Annotated in this window: 16 protein-coding genes, 1 tRNA gene and 1 riboswitch; of the genes, 6 read left to right on the top strand and 11 right to left on the bottom strand. The window is 66.7% G+C overall.

Going from position 1 to position 17,298, the window contains the following annotated elements:
* Positions 1–53 precede the first annotated feature (53 nt).
* The 6 genes from cobA to KVF90_RS08255 are packed head-to-tail and all read left to right on the top strand — an operon-like array spanning position 54 to position 4,426.
* A complete protein-coding gene (gene cobA / locus KVF90_RS08280; protein ID WP_264394372.1) occupies positions 54–812 on the top strand; it encodes a uroporphyrinogen-III C-methyltransferase in 759 nt (252 codons plus the stop codon).
* Positions 809–1,108, top strand: coding sequence for a DUF2849 domain-containing protein (locus KVF90_RS08275; RefSeq protein WP_264394371.1), 300 nt, complete (start codon positions 809–811; stop codon positions 1,106–1,108). The genes cobA and KVF90_RS08275 overlap by 4 nt, the downstream gene beginning before the upstream one ends.
* Entirely contained in the window at positions 1,108–1,548 is a 441-nt protein-coding gene (locus tag KVF90_RS08270) for a hypothetical protein (RefSeq protein ID WP_264394370.1), read from the top strand. The genes KVF90_RS08275 and KVF90_RS08270 overlap by 1 nt, the downstream gene beginning before the upstream one ends.
* On the top strand, positions 1,548–3,206 hold the full coding sequence (locus KVF90_RS08265) for a nitrite/sulfite reductase (RefSeq protein WP_264394369.1): 1,659 nt from the start codon (positions 1,548–1,550) through the stop codon (positions 3,204–3,206). Before KVF90_RS08270 ends, KVF90_RS08265 begins: the two co-directional genes overlap by 1 nt.
* A complete protein-coding gene (locus KVF90_RS08260; RefSeq protein ID WP_264394368.1) occupies positions 3,199–3,660 on the top strand; it encodes a DUF934 domain-containing protein in 462 nt (153 codons plus the stop codon). The genes KVF90_RS08265 and KVF90_RS08260 overlap by 8 nt, the downstream gene beginning before the upstream one ends.
* Positions 3,650–4,426, top strand: a complete 777-nt coding sequence (locus KVF90_RS08255; protein WP_264394367.1) for a phosphoadenylyl-sulfate reductase — start codon at positions 3,650–3,652, stop codon at positions 4,424–4,426. The genes KVF90_RS08260 and KVF90_RS08255 overlap by 11 nt, the downstream gene beginning before the upstream one ends.
* A 10-nt stretch (positions 4,427–4,436) precedes the next feature.
* Here KVF90_RS08255 and KVF90_RS08250 read toward each other — a convergent pair whose 3' ends face one another.
* The 11 genes from KVF90_RS08250 to ftsZ form a co-directional block, all read right to left on the bottom strand.
* Positions 4,437–5,387, bottom strand: coding sequence for an NAD-dependent epimerase/dehydratase family protein (locus tag KVF90_RS08250; RefSeq protein WP_264394366.1), 951 nt, complete (start codon positions 5,385–5,387; stop codon positions 4,437–4,439).
* Positions 5,351–6,469 carry a glutamate 5-kinase gene (proB, locus tag KVF90_RS08245; RefSeq protein ID WP_264394365.1) on the bottom strand — a complete coding sequence of 373 codons (1,119 nt, stop codon included), beginning with the start codon at positions 6,467–6,469 and terminating at the stop codon, positions 5,351–5,353. The genes KVF90_RS08250 and proB overlap by 37 nt, the downstream gene beginning before the upstream one ends.
* 6 nt (positions 6,470–6,475) lie before the next feature.
* Complete coding sequence (gene cgtA / locus KVF90_RS08240) at positions 6,476–7,540, bottom strand: Obg family GTPase CgtA (protein ID WP_264394364.1); 1,065 nt, start codon at positions 7,538–7,540, stop codon at positions 6,476–6,478.
* A gap of 153 nt (positions 7,541–7,693) precedes the next feature.
* Entirely contained in the window at positions 7,694–9,631 is a 1,938-nt protein-coding gene (locus KVF90_RS08235; RefSeq protein ID WP_264394363.1) for a TonB-dependent receptor plug domain-containing protein, read from the bottom strand.
* Positions 9,632–9,744: 113 nt separating this feature from the next.
* A riboswitch (cobalamin riboswitch) is annotated at positions 9,745–9,932 on the bottom strand.
* A 306-nt stretch (positions 9,933–10,238) separates the two neighbouring features.
* Positions 10,239–10,314, bottom strand: a tRNA-Ala gene (locus KVF90_RS08230).
* A 111-nt stretch (positions 10,315–10,425) separates the two neighbouring features.
* Positions 10,426–11,346, bottom strand: a complete 921-nt coding sequence (locus tag KVF90_RS08225; protein WP_264394362.1) for a hypothetical protein — start codon at positions 11,344–11,346, stop codon at positions 10,426–10,428.
* Positions 11,347–11,556: 210 nt separating this feature from the next.
* A complete protein-coding gene (locus tag KVF90_RS08220; RefSeq protein WP_264394361.1) occupies positions 11,557–12,303 on the bottom strand; it encodes a Bax inhibitor-1/YccA family protein in 747 nt (248 codons plus the stop codon).
* A 141-nt stretch (positions 12,304–12,444) separates the two neighbouring features.
* A complete protein-coding gene (locus KVF90_RS08215) occupies positions 12,445–13,245 on the bottom strand; it encodes a pyrroline-5-carboxylate reductase family protein (protein ID WP_264394360.1) in 801 nt (266 codons plus the stop codon).
* 16 nt (positions 13,246–13,261) lie between these two features.
* Entirely contained in the window at positions 13,262–13,768 is a 507-nt protein-coding gene (locus KVF90_RS08210; RefSeq protein ID WP_264394359.1) for a YbjN domain-containing protein, read from the bottom strand.
* 159 nt (positions 13,769–13,927) lie between these two features.
* A complete protein-coding gene (locus KVF90_RS08205; RefSeq protein WP_264394358.1) occupies positions 13,928–15,316 on the bottom strand; it encodes an SPOR domain-containing protein in 1,389 nt (462 codons plus the stop codon).
* A gap of 182 nt (positions 15,317–15,498) precedes the next feature.
* A complete protein-coding gene (gene ftsZ / locus KVF90_RS08200; protein WP_264394357.1) occupies positions 15,499–17,223 on the bottom strand; it encodes a cell division protein FtsZ in 1,725 nt (574 codons plus the stop codon).
* Positions 17,224–17,298: the final 75 nt, after the last annotated feature.

Below are 17,298 nucleotides of genomic sequence, written 5' to 3'. Positions count from 1 at the left end.
CGCCAAACCATTCTCGCTGGCACCGCTGCGCGCGCTGGCCCATTTGCGCTGGCATGAAGCAGACTGGCACCATCTATCTCGTCGGCGCGGGGCCGGGTCCGGTGGACCTCCTGACCTTGCGTGCCGCCCGCCTGATCGAAGCGGCGCGGGTGATCGTCCATGACGGGCTGATCGGCCCCGACATCCTCGGCCTTGCCCGCCCCGATGCACGGCTGATCTCGGTCGCCAAGCAGCGCGCGCGCCACACCATGCCGCAGGAGGAGATCAACGCCCTGCTGGTGCGCGAGGCGCTGGCCGGACATGACGTGGTGCGCCTCAAGGGCGGCGATCCCTTCATCTTCGGGCGCGGCGGCGAGGAAGCCGAAACCGCGCGCGCGGCTGGCGTTCCGGTCGAAGTCGTCCCCGGCATTTCGGCGGCGAACGGCGCGGCGGCGGCCTCGGGCATCGCGCTGACCCACCGCGACGCCTCCAGCATCGTCAGCTTCGTTGCGGGCCAGTGCAAGGGCCTCGCCGAACAGGACTGGTCGGGCCTCGCGGGCAAGGGCCGCACGCTGGTGATCTACATGGGCGTATCGACCGCCGCCGCCATCGCCGAGAAGCTGATGGCCGACGGCCTCGCCCCCTCGATGCCCGTCGCCGTGATCGAGAACGCCGCGCGCCCCGAAATGCGCGTGCTGCGCGGGTTGCTCGCGGGCTTGCCCGATCTGGTCGAGGCCGAGGCTGTGAAAAGCCCCGCGCTGATCGTGATCGGCGAAGTGACCGCGCGCGAGGACGCTGTCGTGGCGGCGCTCGCACAGGAGAGTGCAGAATGAAGATCCTCACCGGCAACGACCTGCGCAGCGGCGCGGTGACTTGGTGGAACGGCACCGGCTGGTCGCTGTTCGTCGATGATGCCGTAGACGTCGGCGAAGAGGCCGAGGAAATCCTCGCGCGCGAGGAAGCCGCGCGCCGCGTCAATGTGCCCTATGCCATCGAAGCCACCATCGACGCCGCCGGACACGTGCGCCCCGCGCACATCAAGGACCGCGTGCGCGCACTCGGCCCCACCGTGCGCCGCGACCTCGGTGTGCCGACCGCGAACAAGACCGGCTGGGACTGGGTGATCTGATGCGCGCTTCATCCCTCAACCTCGCCTCGGCCTTTGCCTTCGCCGCCGCGCCGATTGCCGCGTCCGCCACGCCCGCGCCCGCCGAAAGCCGCGCCACCATGGTGATCGAATGGACGCGCCTCAAGGCACTCCCCGGCGAGCGTGCCAACCTTACCTCGTTCATCTTCCTCAACTGGTTCGCGATGGACGCCAAGGCGGTGGAGCAAGGCCTGTTCACCTCCTACCGCCTGATCGCCAACCCCTCCGCCGACGGCGACTGGGACTTGCTGGTCGAGGTCGGCTACCCCACCCCCGCCGGTTACGATGATCCCGCCACGCAGGCCGCCTTCGCCGCCATCCGCGCCGCGCACAAGGTGGTGCCGGTCGAAGGCAAGACCCTGCGCGAGCTTGGCACCATCCTCGGCACCGAACGCCTCCCTGTTCTGACTGGAACCCGCTGATGTACCGTTACGATTCCTACGATCAGGCGATGGTCGATGCCCGCGTGGAGGAATTCCGCGATCAGGCCCGCCGCCGTCTGGAAGGCAAGCTGACCGAAGACCAGTTCAAGCCGCTGCGGCTGATGAACGGGCTCTACCTGCAACTCCATGCCTATATGCTGCGCGTCGCGATCCCCTATGGCACGCTCGACGCGCGCCAGATGGAGATGCTCGCCGACATCGCGGACAAGTATGATCGCGGCTACGGGCACTTCACCACCCGCCAGAACATCCAGTACAACTGGATCAAGCTGGAAGACTGCGCCGATGCGCTCGCCGATCTGGCGACGGTCGAGATGCACGCGATCCAGACCAGCGGGAACTGCATCCGCAACATTAGTGCCGATCACTTCGCCGGAGCCGCCGCCGACGAGGTGGTGGACCCCCGCCCCTATGCCGAGCTGATGCGCCAGTGGTCGAGCTTCCACCCGGAGTTCACCTACCTGCCGCGCAAGTTCAAGATCGCGGTCATCGCGTCCGAGAAAGACCGCGCGGCGATGCGGCTGCACGACATCGGCGTGCGGATCGTCAGCCGGAACGGCGAGATCGGCGCGGAAATCTACGCGGGCGGCGGGATGGGCCGCACCCCGATGATCGCGCCGCTAATCCGCGATTTCGTGCCGATCGACCAGATGATCACCTATGCCGAGGCCGCCTTGCGGGTCTACAACCGCTACGGCCGGCGCGACAACAAGTACAAGGCGCGGATCAAGATCCTCGTCCACGAGCTTGGCGCGGCGGAATATACCCGCCAGGTCGAGGAGGAATTCGCCCACCTGCTTTCGGTCGGCGTGGAACCGCCTCGCGAAGAATTGGCGCGGATCGCCGAATACTTCTCCGACCCCCCGTTCGTGTCGAGCGAAGTCGAGACACCCAGCCTCTCGACTACGCTCGAGGCGAACGGAGGTCAGGGTAGCGCGTTCGGCCAATGGGTCCGCCGCAATACCCATGCTCACAAGGCACCGGGTTATGTCTCGGCGGTCATCAGTCTGAAGCCCGCAGGCGGCATCCCCGGCGATGCGACCTCCGAGCAGATGCGCGTCATGGCGCGGCTGGCCAAGCAATACAGCTTCGACGAACTGCGCGTCATGCACACGCAGAACCTGCTGCTGCCCCATGTGCGGATCGCTGATCTGCACGCGGTGTGGACCGCGCTCGACGAAGCGGGCCTCGGCGCTGCCAACATGGACACCATCGAGGACATCATCGCCTGCCCGGGCCTGGACTATTGCAGCCTCGCCAATGCGCGTTCGATCCCTCTGGCCCAGCGCATTTCGGAACGCTTTGCCGAAACCGGCCGCACCGAAGTGGTGGGCGAGTTGAAGCTGAAAATCTCCGGCTGCATCAACGCCTGCGGCCACCACCACGCGGGCCACATCGGCATCCTTGGTGTCGATAAAAAGGGCACCGAGAACTACCAGCTCTCGCTCGGCGGATCGGAGGCCGAGGATGTCAGCCTCGCCAAGATCACCGGCCCCGGCTTCGACGAGGACGGCGTGATCGCCGCGGTCGAGAAGGTCACCGACGTGTACCTCGCGACCCGCGCCGATGGCGAGCGCTTCCTCGACACCTACCGCCGCATCGGCATGGAGCCGTTCAAGGAGGCGCTTTATGGGTAATGCCCGCGATCTCGGCACTTCGCCCGACGAGGTGCAGTTCCGCTTCCGCGATGACGAGCCGGTCGATCACGCCGCCGTCACGGTCGATTCCTGCTGCGACCAGACCAACGCCACCGCCGTCCGGATCGAGCCGGGCGATGATGCGCGGGTGCTGCTGCCCTTCCTTGACCGGCTGGCGCTGGTCGAGGTCAACTTCCCCAGCTTCGGCGACGGGCGCGGCTATTCTGCCGCCCGTATCCTGCGCGAGGCGGGTTATGTGGGCGAATTGCGCGCGGTGGGCGCGGTGTTGATTGACCAGCTCAGCCATATGCGCCGCTGCGGTTTCGACAGCTTCGCCCCCGACAAGCGCCTCGACGAAGAAGACGCCGCGCGCGCTTTCGCGACGTGGGAGAATGTCTACCAGCGCGCGGCAGACCGCCGAGCCACGATTGCGGACAAGCGCCATGAAGCCTGAACTGTCCCTCCCCGCCGAGGCGCGCACCCGCGACGCCCTCGACCTCGCGCCGCGCTTCACCGAGCATGATGCGGTGCGGCTGAACCGGCTGTTCCGCGGCAGCACAACACAGGAAATGCTGACGAGCGTGATCCGTGACGGATTGGCGGGCGATCTGGCGGTGGTCTCCAGCTTCGGTGCGGAAAGCGCGGTGCTGCTGCATCTGGTCGCGAGTGTTGACCCGAGCGTGCCGGTGCTGTTCCTCGACACCGGCAAGCATTTTCCCGAGACGCTGGCCTATCGCGATCTGCTGGTGGAGCGCCTCGGCCTCAATCTGGTGATCTTGACCCCGGATGCCCAGGAGCTGGCGAAGCGCGACGAAACCGGCCTGCGCTGGTCCTACGACCCGGATGGCTGCTGCGAAATCCGCAAGGTCCGACCGCTGGAAAAGGCGATGGCCCGCTATGACGCCAGCTTCACCGGCCGCAAATCCTTTCAAGCCGCGACCCGCGCCAATCTCCCTCGCTTCGAGGTGGATACTTCGGACGCGCAGGGGCGGCTCAAGATCAACCCGCTGATCGATTGGGACGCAGGCCAGATCGAGGGCTACTTCATCCAGCACGACCTGCCGCGCCACCCGCTGATCGCGCAAGGCTACCCCTCGATCGGCTGCTCGCCCTGCACCAGTCAGGTCGCGCCGGGCGAAGACCCGCGCTCGGGCCGCTGGAAGGGCTGGGACAAGACCGAATGCGGCATCCACAAACCGGGCGAGGAACCGTTCCTCTGAGGCTTTCGCCTTAAACCCACCCCTCACGCCGATACCACTCGGCCGTGGCCTTGAGCCCTTCCTCGCCCGCGATCCTCGGCTGCCATATCCCCGGCGGGGGTTTGCGGTCGAAGCGGGCGACCCAGTTGGGGTGGCACATATAGCCCACGCGGTCGGCGGTCAGCTTTGCGCGGTCGCCGCGCGCGATGCGGTCGGCAGCGGCGGCGGCGTCGAGCACGGCGCGCGGCAGGTGCGGCGCGAAAACAGAACGCTTGCCCATCGCTTGCCCGATGGCTTGTGCAAGCTCCTTGTGGCTCCACCCGCCCTCGCGGCCGTCATCGGGCTCGTAGATTTTCTTCTTCGTCGGCGCGGCGTTGCTGCCGGCAAGTGCGACCAGCAAGTCCGCCAGATCGTCAGCGTGGATGATCGAGGTCGCTCCGCCCGGCGGCAGCGGCACCACGCCCCACTTGGCACTGCGGAACAGGTCGAGCATGTCGATATCGCGCGGGCCGTAGACTGCGGGCGGCCGCACCGTCGTCCAGTCGAGCCCGGACGCCTCGACCAGCGTCTCGGCCTTGGCTTTGGACGCGCCATAGACCGACAATCCGGGCATCCGCGCCGACAGCGAGGAGACGAACACCAGCCGCTTTACGCCGGCTTCCTTCATCGCGGCGATGACATTGGCGGTGCCGGTGACGTTCGCCACCTCAAACTCCGCCGGGTCGGGCGTGTTGGTGAGGCCCGCAACGTGGATCACCGCTTCCGCACCTTGCACCAGCGCCGCCAGCGCAGCGGTGTCGGCAAGGTCGCCGCGAACCCACTCCACGCCGCCGCGCGCAGGCTGATCGCGCCGGGCGAGCGCCCTCACCTGATGGCCTTGCGAGCGCGCCGCATTCAGCACCGCGCTGCCGACAAAGCCGGTCGCGCCGGTTATGGCGATCAGGCTCACAGCAGCACCAGATGGTCGCGGTGGATCACGCATGAGCGTGGTGCATAGCCGAGGCGTTCGGCCTGATCCTCGGCGCGTTTGCCCGCGATCAGCTGCATTTCGGCCACGTCATATTCGGCGAGGCCCTGCGCCAACCGCTCGCCGCGGATGCTCAGCACACTGACCAGATCGCCGCGCCGGAACTGGCCGGAGACGCCGACCACGCCCGCGGCCAGCAGGCTCGCCCCGCCCTTCAAGGCTTCCGCACAACCCTTGTCGACGCGCAATTCGCCAGCCGGGGCCAACCGTCCGCCAAGCCACGCCTTGCGAGCCGAGTCGGCGCGGACAGGGAGGAACAGCGTGCCGCGATCCTGTTCGACAGCGTTGGCGATGGGCGACTCCCAAGTGCCATTGAGAATCCCGAGCGCAATCCCCGCGCGGGTCGCAATCTGTGCGGCTTGCAGCTTGGAAATCATCCCGCCCGAGCCGAGGCCCGAGGACGAAGCCCCGCTCGCCATCGCCATCACCTCTGGCGTCACGGCGTCAACCACCGGGATCAGCGCCGCGCCATCTTCGCGCGGGTCGCGGTCATACAGCCCGTCGACGTCCGAAAGTAGCAACACCAGATCGGCGTTCGCCGCCTGCGCCACCCGCGCGGCGAGGCGATCATTGTCGCCGAAGCGGATTTCCTCGGTCGCAACGGAATCGTTCTCGTTGATGACAGGAATAACGCCCGCCTCCAGCAGACGGTCAAGCGTGGCCGAGGCGTTGAGATAGCGCCGCCGGTCCTCGAGATCGCCGAGTGTCAGCAGCATCTGCGCCGCCGTGATGCCTTCGGCGCCGAGCGCCCGCGACCACAGATCGGCGAGCGCAATCTGGCCGACCGCCGCCGCCGCCTGTGCATCGGCAAGGCTCCCGCGCCCGCCTTTCGCCAACCCCAGCCGCGCCGCGCCCAGCGCAATCGCGCCGGAACTCACCACGATCACCTGCGGCCCTTCGCGGCGTATGGCAGCGAGATCCTGCGCCAGACTGGAAAGCCACGCGACCCGCGCCTCCCCGCCGCCGACCAGCAGCGCCGAGCCGATCTTGACCACAATCCGCCGCGCGGTGGTGATGTCAGCCAGGCGTGTCAGCATCGTCGGCTACAGGGGCGACCAATCGCTGGCGTCTTCCTCATGCTCGACCTCGACCGTCTTGGTCTCGGTCGAGGTACGGTCCGGCAAGTAGCCGAGCACCGCGTCGAGCAGTTCGGGAATGCCCGCGCCTGTCACACCCGAAACCGCGAAGACTTCGTCCGCGCCTGCTTCCAGCAATTCCTTGCTGAACACCTCGACCAGTTCGGCATCCGCCAGATCGAGCTTGTTGAGCACCACCAGCCGCGCCTTGTCCTCAAGGCCCGCGCCGTAGGCCGCCAGCTCTTCCTCGACGATGCGCATGGCTTCGGCGGGGTCGGCATCCTCGGTTCCGGTGATGTCGATGAGGTGGATCAGCACCCGGCAGCGTTCGATATGGCCGAGGAAGCGGTCACCGATCCCGGCGCCTTCCGCCGCGCCCTCGATCAGGCCCGGAATGTCGGCGAGCACGAATTCGCGGCCCTTGTGGCGCACCACGCCCAGCTTCGGCACCAGCGTGGTGAAGGCATAATCGCCCACCTTGGCCTGCGCATTGCTGACCGCGTTGATGAAGGTCGATTTGCCCGCATTGGGCAGGCCAACAAGGCCCACATCCGCGAGCAGCTTGAGCCGCAGCCACACCCACGCTTCCTGACCGGGAATCCCGTCCTGATGCTGGCGCGGGGCGCGGTTGGTCGAGGTTTTGTAGCTGGCGTTGCCGCGCCCGCCCAACCCGCCTTCAAGGAAGGTGACGCGCTGGCCGACCTGCGTGAAGTCGGCGAGCACCTCTTCCTTGTCTTCGGAAAGGATCTGCGTGCCGACCGGCACCTTGATGACCAGCGGCTTGGCCGAGGCACCGGTGCGGTCCTTGCCCATGCCGTGCTGTCCGCGCGGCGCCTTGAAGTGCTGCGAATAGCGGAAGTCGATCAGGGTGTTGAGGCCAGCGACGGCTTCGAACACGATGTCGCCGCCGTTCCCCCCATTGCCACCGTCAGGGCCGCCGTATTCGACGTACATCTCACGCCGGAACGAGACGGCCCCGGGGCCACCCCCGCCGGACTTCACATAGATCTTGGCTTGGTCGAGAAAATGCATGGGAGCCCCCTACGCATTTCTTGCTGCAAATGCGAGGGCTTTGGGCGACCGCACCTCCGGACCAAAGGTCCGCAAGGCCGACTGGCCGCCCGCAGCGATGCGACCGTCAGGTCGCGTGAGCGAGGATTTCGCACGCCGGATGGCGTGCGGAACTCAAAAACGCGCCTCCACGCCGATCACCGCAGACCGCCCCGGTGAGACGAAGCTGAACACCTGCTCGTACCGCTCGTCCAGCAGGTTCTCGACGCGGGCGAAGCCGCTGACGCTGTCGGTCAGCTTCACGCGCGCGTTGAGGTTGACGAGGGTGTAATCGTCAAGCTGCACCCGCACCGGACGGAAGCTGGGATCAGTGAAGGCCACATCGGGCGTCGCGCCATTATGGCGCACCACCAGCGTGGCCGAGGCAGCATCGCCCGGTGCGGTCCATGTCAGCGCCGCGCTGGCGATATGTTCGGGGCGGCGCACTTCCTCGATCCCGTTCTCCTCGGCATCAAGGTAGGAATAGGCCGCATCGAGGCTCCACTGCTCGGCGAGGCGGGCGCCCACCGACACTTCGACACCCCGCTGCTGGCTCACCGTAGTGCGGTTGGCCGGCGTGGCGATGAAGGTGGGGGCCGGGAAGGTCGTGAAGATCTCGCCTTCCAGCTCGCTGTCGAAATAGGTCACCGCGACGCGGGCGGCATCACCGATGTCCTGATCGAAGCCCACTTCCCAACCGGTGGATTTTTCCGGCCGCAGCGCCTCATTGCCGATGAAGCGGCCATCGACGAAACCGAACAGTTCGAAGAAGCCGGGGTTTTTGACGCCCGATCCCGCCGCCGCGCGCAGGCGGGTGGTGTCGGTGATGCGATACCCTGCGCCCACGCGGAAGGTGGTCGCATCGCGGAAGCGGTCGTTGATGTCGTGGCGGATTGCGGCGGAGAGGTCGAAGGCATCTCCGCTGTAGCGATATTCGCCCACGAAGCCGGTCTGCTCGATCGCACGCCTGCCGGTGAACCCGCCGCTTGCCGCCAGCGCATTGCGGAAGCTTTCACGCTCCCAATCGGCTGCAAAGGTGAGGTTGTGTTCATCCGCCAGCTTGAACGCGGTGACGTAAGACGCTTTGACGCGGTCGCCTTCGCTGGCCGAGGTGAGGCCGAAGGGGCTATCCGTTTGCCGGTCCACCTCGGCGACCTGAGCGGACAGATCATGCGTCCAGCGCCCGTCCAGCACCTCGGCCCGCGCACCAACAAGGGCGTAAACCGCCTCGTTGGTGAACGTCACGCCGGGGCTGTCGATGATGAAGCCGAAGGTGGGGCTAGTGCGGTCGAAATTGCTGTCGTTGGTCTGGCCCTCGGTGCGGATGAAGCGGGCGGCGGCGCGCAGGGCGAGAGTCTCGGTCAGCTCGACGCTGCCCTTGCCCGCCAGCGTGTAGCTGTCGCGGCCAATGTCGCGCGAGCCGCCCCGCGCATTGGGCTGGCCATCGGTGCTGACGACGACGGCAGAGAGCGCCGCGACCCAGCTGTCACCGCTCGCGCCGTAACGCAGCGCGCCGTTGATGGTGTTGTCGGTGCCACCTTCGATCCGCGCGGCAAAGCCCGGTCGGCTGCGACCGCTCGCGCTTTCATAAGCGACCACGCCGCCGATCGCGTCCGGACCGTAGAGCGCCGATTGCGGCCCCCGCAGCACTTCCACCCGCGCGCCGGGTTCGGCCTGAAGCGTGCCGATGTCGAATTCGCCCGCGAAGGGATCGGAAACCTCGATCCCGTCGACCAGCACCAGCACATGATTGGCTTCCGACCCGCGCAGGCGGATCTGGGTCTGCCCTGCGATGCCAGCGACGGCGACGCCCGGCACATCGCGCAGGATGTCGGCGATGTCACGGGTCTGGCGGTTTTCGAGCTGTTCGGCGGTGATCACCAGCGCTGAGCCGGTGAAATCCTCGCGCGATAACGATCCGTCACGGCTGGCGGATACCAGAATGGGTTCGGGCAGACGCGTATCGGCAAAAATGATCTGTTCGCCGCCAGTATCGGCGTCCTGCCCCAAAACCGGCACAGCCCAAACCAGCGCCGCCCCAGCGACGCTGCACAACAATTTCAAATTTCTCACGGATTCCTCCCGTCATCAGCAACATGGTGGCCGCGAGGGAGCCTCCCCCACAGCCTAGCGATGTCGCTCACAACGAAAGTCAGTTTCCGCGCTTGGCCAATCCCTGAGCCAAGCAAAGAGCGACACGCCCCGGTCGGTCTCCTGGCTCACGGATCAACGCATCCGGTGCTCACCTTCCCAGAGCGTCGCCGCTCCAGTGGCTGCCCTTTTCAGGGCGCGCACCGCATACTCACCGCTTACAGTTGCAGGGACAGCTGCGGAATCAAACCGCATTCCCGTTACCGAAACGCCTTTTGTTGTTAGGCGCTCGCCTCCGCGAGCGCAATCCTCGCTCTCACGCCCTTCGGGCGCGTCGCTGCGGGCGGCCGGTCGGCCTTGCGGCGCTGCGCGCCGTTACAGTGACAGATGGCAGGTTGTTCCTCGGCCCAAAGGGCCGCAGGCGCGACCGCGCGCCCGAGCTTATGCGAGGAAAGCCAAGCGGGCCGGACGGCCCGCGCCCGGCGTCTGAGGGCGAAAAAAAGAACCCGGTGCCCAGTTCCTCCCGCGCTTGCGCTTGGGAGTTTCGGGGCCGCGCCTGTCCCCCGGACAGGCACGTGTCACCCGAAACTGGTGGAGCCGAGGGGGATCGAACCCCTGACCTCGTCATTGCGAACGACGCGCTCTCCCATCTGAGCTACGGCCCCGTTCCAGGTTTTCGCGCCCACCGCGCCCTGTAGGGGCCTTGGCAAGCGAGCGCGATTTAGCGGGAAGCAAATGGCCTTGCAACGCAAGATTTGCCCTCTGCCGGACCCGCTCTACTGGCCCGATGCGCCGCCAATCCGCGGGCCGATGGGCTGGACCACCGGCTGCGAGGTGACGCCTTCATTGACCGGAATCACCGGCACCGGAAGGCCGGTCACCGGGTCGATCACGGTCTGCACCAAGCCCGCGGCCGGATCGGTCATCGTCCCGGCCCGCGCCTGTTGCACCGCCACCCAGCCGGGCTGCGAGGCGCCGTAGAGTGTGCCCCATTGCGCGTCCCACTCCGACGAAGCGCGCTGGTAGGCCTCGTATTCGTCGAAGAACTGTTCGAACGGCAGCAGCAGTCCGTCAAAGCTGGCGCGCGCGAAGACGAGCGGATCGCTCGGCGGCGCGACAGCCGCGTTGTTCGCCATGTCGAGCGCTGCGCGGCAGAACCCGGCGCGCGCGGCAGGTTCGGCGAAGAAGTTGTAGACCTGCGTGGTGTAGGCATCACGCGCCACAATCGCATCGCGCTTTACCCGGAAACGGCTGGTGTAGGTCTTCTCGATCCGGTCATTGACCGCCTTGAGCGTCTTCACGTTGGTGGTCAGGAAGGCGCGATAGCCATCGAGGATCGGCTGATACTCGGGCGCCAGGCAATTGAGCGCCGCGACGTTCCATGCCGAACGCAGGTTCCAGACCAGCTGGTCGTTCGACAGATTGGAATTGACCGTGATGCGGCGCCCGTCGGGGCCGCGGCTGGGCAGGTTCATCACGTAATGCGCGCCGCCCGGGGGCAGCGGACGATAGGGAACGGCCTCTTGCACGACGACCGGCGGAGTGGGCGGCGGGGGAGGCGGAGGGGGCGGCGGCGGCGGTGTGGCGCAAGCGGCCAGCATGGCTCCGCCCACTGCCAGCGTGGTGATGGCGAGCCCGAAGGGGGTGCGTGTGGTGGTACGGATCGGGTCGGAAGGCGTCTGCGGGGCCGCACTCATGGGGGGTACTCTCTCCTGCTGCGGTCTGTGATTGCCGCTTCGGGGCAAGGATGCGCGCCCCCGGCTTGCTCCAGCCTGAAGCGCTGCGATAGCTGCGCCCGCTAACAAAGCAAATGCCCGGAACCTAGGGAAAGGTTCCGGGCATCCGAGATTTCAACACCATTGCGGCGAAGTGCTTACGCTGCTGCCGCGCAGGTTAAGTGTGAATGCTTACTCGCGGTTGCCGAGGAAGCTGAGCAGGAACTGGAACATGTTGATGAAGTCCAGATACAGCGTCAGCGCGCCCAGCACGACAGCCTTGCCGGCGAACTCGGAGCCGCGCAGGTACTCGTACTCGTTCTTCAGGCGCTGCGTATCATAGGCGGTCAGGCCGGCGAAGATCAGAACGCCGATGAAGCTGATCGCGTAGTGGAACGCAGGCGACTGCAGGAACAGGTTGATGACCATCGCCACGATCAGGCCGATGACGCCCATGATCAGGAAGCTGCCCATGCCGGACAGGCTCTTCTTGGTGGTGTAGCCGTACAGCGACAGACCGGCAAAGGCCGCCGAGGTGGCGAAGAACGTGGTGGCGATCGAACCGCCGGTGTACACGAGGAACACCGAGGACAGCGACAGGCCCATCAGCGTCGCAAAGCCCCAGAACATCAACTGGAGCGTACCCGTGCTGAAGCGGTTGGCGCCAAGGCTCATCGCGAAGACGATGGCCATCGGCGAAAGCGCAACGATCCAGCGCAGGATACCGCCGGTGAAGATCGTTTCTGCAACGCCGGTGTTATAGGCGAGCAGCGCGACGATCCCGGTCAGCAGGATGCCCGAGGTCATGTAATTGTAGATCGAGAGCATGTGCGAACGCAGGCCCTCGTCAAAGTTCACGCGGCCGGCAACATCGCCTCCGGCGCGGGGCACGGAGCCAAACCGCTGCGCGTTGCGCGAAGAGTCATTCCAGTCAGCCATTGCGAAACCCTTAGCCTTTCCTTGTCGGAGCGCGGAAATGCCCACGCTCTCAATGGATGCAATATCGGGCTTTCGTTACGGCATTTCAAGCGAAACCGGATTGCAAAGCGCGCAATCCGTTCAGCTTAACGCCTGTTAATCTTAACCTGCCTTGGAAAGCGAAGCGCCTTTGTCCCGCGTGGCACGCAAAGTTGCGGCCAGCAAGCGGCGCAAGGCCGCATCGGCATCGAGCACGTTGAGCCCTTCGCGGGTCATGCCGCCGGGGCTGGCAACGCGGTCGGCGAGCGTGGCGGGACCGACATCGGATGCCGCCGCCAGCGCAGCCGCGCCCTCGACCGTGGCGAGCGCGAGGCTGGATGCGGTCGCCTCGTCCAGCCCGAGATCGACCGCCGCGCCCGCCAGCGCATCGATAAAGCGATAGACAAAGCCCGGCCCCGAACCGGCGAGAGCAGTGACGAGATCGAACTGCGCCTCGTCGTCCAGCCACACCGCGCTGCCAAGCGCGTCGAACAATGCGAACACGGCATCGCGCCCGCTCGCGTCCAGTCCGGCCTCGGCCAGGATCACCGGCGATTTGTTGATGCGCGCGGCCAGATTGGGCATCACCCGCACATGCGCGCCAGCCTGCGGGAAGGCCGCGCCAAGCTGCGCCAGCGTGATCCCGGCGAGCAACGAGCACACCGTGACACCCGCGCCCGTAAGGCCCTGCAAACCCGGGCCAAGCGCGCCCAATTGCTGCGGCTTGAAACCGAGCAGCACCGCATCATGCCCTGCCGCTGCGGCATCATCCGCACTGCGATAGAGCGCCACACCTTCAGGCGCTTCGGGCAGAGCGGGATCAAGGACGGAAAAGCGCGAAGGGCTCTCCCCCGCGGCCAGCCATCCGGCCAGCATCGCGCCGCCCATATTGCCGCAACCGATGATGAGGAGGTGGCTGGTCATGGCGCGGCGCGGGCGCTCAGGCCTCGCCCGCCGCGTCGACCATCGCCGCGTCCAGCGCCGCGCGCGGGCTCTTGTCGCCCCACAGCACGAACTGGAAGGCGGGGTAGAAGCGGTCGCATTCGTCAATCGCGCTCTCGACCAGCGCCTGCGCCATGTCGATGCTCAGCCGTCCGTGATCGCCCAGAAGCGCGCCGTGGCGGTACAGCAGCACATCGCCGTTCGACCAGATATCGAAATGGCCGAGCCACATCTGTTCGTTGACGAGGCACAGCAGCTCATAGGCGGCGGCGCGCTTGTCTTCGGTGACGCGGATGTCGGGCAGGCACAGGAATTGCAGCACGCCGTCTTCCGCCCGCCAGATCGCGCGGAGCTGGTAATTGGCCCAGCTGCCCTGCACTTCGCCGGTCATTTCGTCGTCGGAAACCATGTCGCACGGCCATCCGCGCGCCGCGAACAGGCTGGCGAGCATATCGACGGGGGCGGCTTCGTCCTCGGCGGAATAGTCCATTTCTTGCGCTCTCATGGCCGGGCTTTCGCAGGCTGAAGGGGTTTGCGTAGCATCGCGAGCAGGGATGGACGCGAAGCGGGCCGCTTGGCAATCACACAAGATGGAGTGGCTGGGGAGAACCGGATAGACCTGTGCAAAGCCTGTGCAAAGAAACCCGTGGACGGGCGACTTGCATCACTTAAGCGGTTGAACTGCCTCACCTTCGTCGCTCAACCACAGGAACACGTCGAGGCCCTGCTTCTTCAAATCGCGGACCAGCGCCTCGGCCTTGTCGCGGCTGGCGACGGGGCCCACAACCAGCCGGTTGGTCTGCCCCCAGCGCGCGGTGTGCGGCTTCAGGGCGGAGAGCGACTTGCCCCCTTCCTTGGCAATGCGCTTCCAGTCGAAGGCGAGCGCATCGATCTTCCTGCCGGTTGCCACCTGCACCCAGACGCGGCTGGGGTGGACCGGCTTGGGCGGCTCCTTGGGCTTGGGCTTTTCGGCGGGCTTGGCGACCACCGGCGGCGGCGGAGCCTCGCGCTTGACGGTGATTCGCGACAGGTCGACAGCATCCCCGCTGACCCGCGCATCAGGCAGCGGCGCGCCAAGATCGGCGAAGGCATCGGCCACGCGCAGTTGGGGCTGCGAAGGAGCCGGTGCCGACGAGGCGGGCGCAGTGCTCACCGCAACCGGCATGACCGTCGCCACCCGAGCCTGCGCTGGGGCGGAACCGATGGTCGAGGCCGGCAGCGGCTCGGCATAAACCGTCGTTTTGGGGGCCGGCGTGGGCGCAGGTGCAGGACGCGCACCCAGCGGCGGACCTGCTGGCGCGAGGCGGCTGTCCGCACGCTCCTCGGCAGCAAAGCGGGCGAGGCGCGGATCATCCCGCCCGATATCCGCCGCGCGCGGGAAAATCCCGAGATTGGCCGCCGCCGCCTGCTGCGGCTTGGTCAGGCGCGGCATATAGCCGAGATAAGGCACCAGCCGGGTGGCGAGGTCGCGCGGCATGACCTGTTCGACAATCGCGGTGGCACGATCGCTCTCGCCAAGGATCGCAAGGCCGAAGGCGCGTGCGCGGTGCGCGGCCATGTCGCGCTTGTCGAGCAGCGGGCGCAGCGTCTCTTCAAACCGGGCGCTGTTACCGGCGATGGCATAGCTTACCGCGAGGCGGCGGCGCGCCTCGTCATTGGCTGGATCAAGCTGGAGCGCGCGCAGGTAAGCCGTCTGTGCCGCGCCTCCCTCTCCGACCAGATCGAGCGTCAACGCCCGGTCGGTCTGCACCGCCCACTCGTCGGCCCCGCCTGCCAGCGCGCGATCGAATTGCAGCAGCGCTTCGCCCGCGCGGCCCGCGCGCAGATAGACCGAGCCGAGGCCCATGGCGACGCCGGGGTGGCCCGGATCAACCTCCGCCGCGCGTCCGAAAAAGCCGATCGCCGCTTCCAGATCTTCAACCCCGAGCGCCGCCTGCCCCGCCTCGATCAGCGTGTCGCGATCACGCGGAGCCTTTGCCAGCGAAACCAGAGCGCGGTTCAGGCGCTGGACTTCGGGCGAAGGGAGCGCCTGCACGACAGGCTGCGCAACCACGTCTTGCGCCCTCGCCGCCCCCGCAGGAAGCAGCACGGCGCTCAACGCGAGCACACAGGACAAGGAAAAGCGCGACACCATCATGCGTGATCTAACGGCCCTGCCGATACCCGCCAGAGGCTGTCCCTGACGCTGCGGCAAACAGCACCGCCCGCGCGCCGGATAGCAGCGCGGGCGCGTTGTTACTGGTTGTTCTGGCGGCCAAGGAAGCGCGGAATACTGAGCGCCGGGCCACTATCATCGCCGTCATCATCGTCATCGTCGTCGCGCGCGGTGCTGCGCGACAGGTTGGCCATGCGTTCGAACAGCGTGCTGCCCTCGCCGCTTGCCCCGCCATCATCACCTTCAGCACCGCCGAGCAGCGAACGGCGACGTCCGCCGCCCAGACGCGCTTCGACCGGACGGTCTTCGGCGGCAAGACGGTCGGCACTGGCAAGCAGATCGTCCTGCGCAGGCCCTTCGGGTTCATCCGCCGCGTCGCTATAGGGCGCGTAGCCATCGTCGAGATCGAGCGTGTCGTCCTCGGCTTCCGCCGCAGGGGTTGCCGGAGCGGCCGCTGCCGCGCCAAAGCCCGAAGCTTCGTCAGCCCCGCGCAGACCTGCGAGCGGATCGACGATACCGTCGACATCGTCGTCATATTCGTCGCCATAGCCGTCACCGGCCTGCATGCCGGTCAGCTCGAAAGGCGCAGCGGGCGGATAATCCGCTTCCTCTTCGTCCTCTTCGCCAAGGTCGAGGGTTTCGTCTTCGTAGCCGGCCGAGGCGGTTGCCGCGGGCGTGCCGAGATCGAAGGTCGGCACCGCAGCAGGCGCGGGCGCTTCGTCTTCGATCGGGGGAAGTTCGGTCAGACCTTCGTCTTCCGAGAGTTCGAGCACGGGACGCTTCGGCGCGCGCGATTGCCCGAGCGAGACCGGCTGCGAACGTTCCGACTGGCCGATCGCGCTCTGCTCGATACCGGTGGCGACGACCGAGACGCGGATCTTGCCCTTGAGGTCGGGGTTGAAGGCCGAACCCCAGATGATGTTCGCATCCTCATCCACCAGCTCGCGGATGTGGTTGGCAGCCTCGTCGACTTCGAGCAGGCGCATGTCCTCGCCGCCGATGATCGAGATGATGACGCCCTTGGCGCCTGCCATGCTGACGCCGTCGAGCAGCGGGTTGGCGATAGCCTGTTCGGCGGCGTCGAGCGCGCGGTTCTCACCCTCGCCCTCGCCGGTGCCCATCATCGCCTTGCCCATCTCGCTCATCACAGAGCGCACGTCGGCAAAGTCGAGGTTGATGAGGCCGGGCATAACCATGAGGTCGGTGATCGAACGCACGCCCTGCTGGAGCACCTCGTCGGCCAGCTGGAAGGCCTCCTTGAAGGTGGTTTCCGCCTTGGCAACCAGGAACAGGTTCTGGTTGGGAATGACGATCAGCGTGTCGACGTGGTTCTGCAGTTCCTCGATGCCCGCTTCGGCAGAGCGCATCCGGCGCGTGCCTTCGAACAGGAACGGCTTGGTCACCACGCCCACGGTCAGAACGCCCATGCGGCGCGCGGCTTCCGCGATCACCGGCGCGGCGCCGGTGCCGGTGCCCCCGCCCATGCCTGCCGCGATGAAGCACATGTTGACGCCTTCGAGCGCCTTTTCGATTTCGGCGACGGTTTCTTCCGCCGCGGCCTTGCCCACTTCAGGGCGCGCGCCTGCGCCGAGGCCGCCGGTAATATCGGGCCCGAGCTGGATGCGCTTTTCCGCAGGCGAGGTGCTGAGCGCCTGCGCGTCGGTGTTGGCGACGATGAACTCGACGCCCTCGATCTCGGCCGCAATCATGTTGGCGATCGCGTTGCCACCGGCACCGCCAATCCCGATAACGGTGATGCGCGGGCGCAGATCGTCGCTCGCCGCGGGTCCGATATTGATGCTCATCAGCTGGTCCTCCAGGCGCGGGAGCAGGACTTTTTCACCTTATTCCCCCGCATTTATCGTCTGTGACATAATCAT

Origin of the sequence: Porphyrobacter sp. ULC335 (genome assembly GCF_025917005.1) — a bacterium.
GTDB lineage: Bacteria > Pseudomonadota > Alphaproteobacteria > Sphingomonadales > Sphingomonadaceae > Erythrobacter.
The sequence above is the reverse complement of the archived record's forward strand: the minus strand, read 5'-3'. Positions and strand labels throughout refer to the sequence as shown.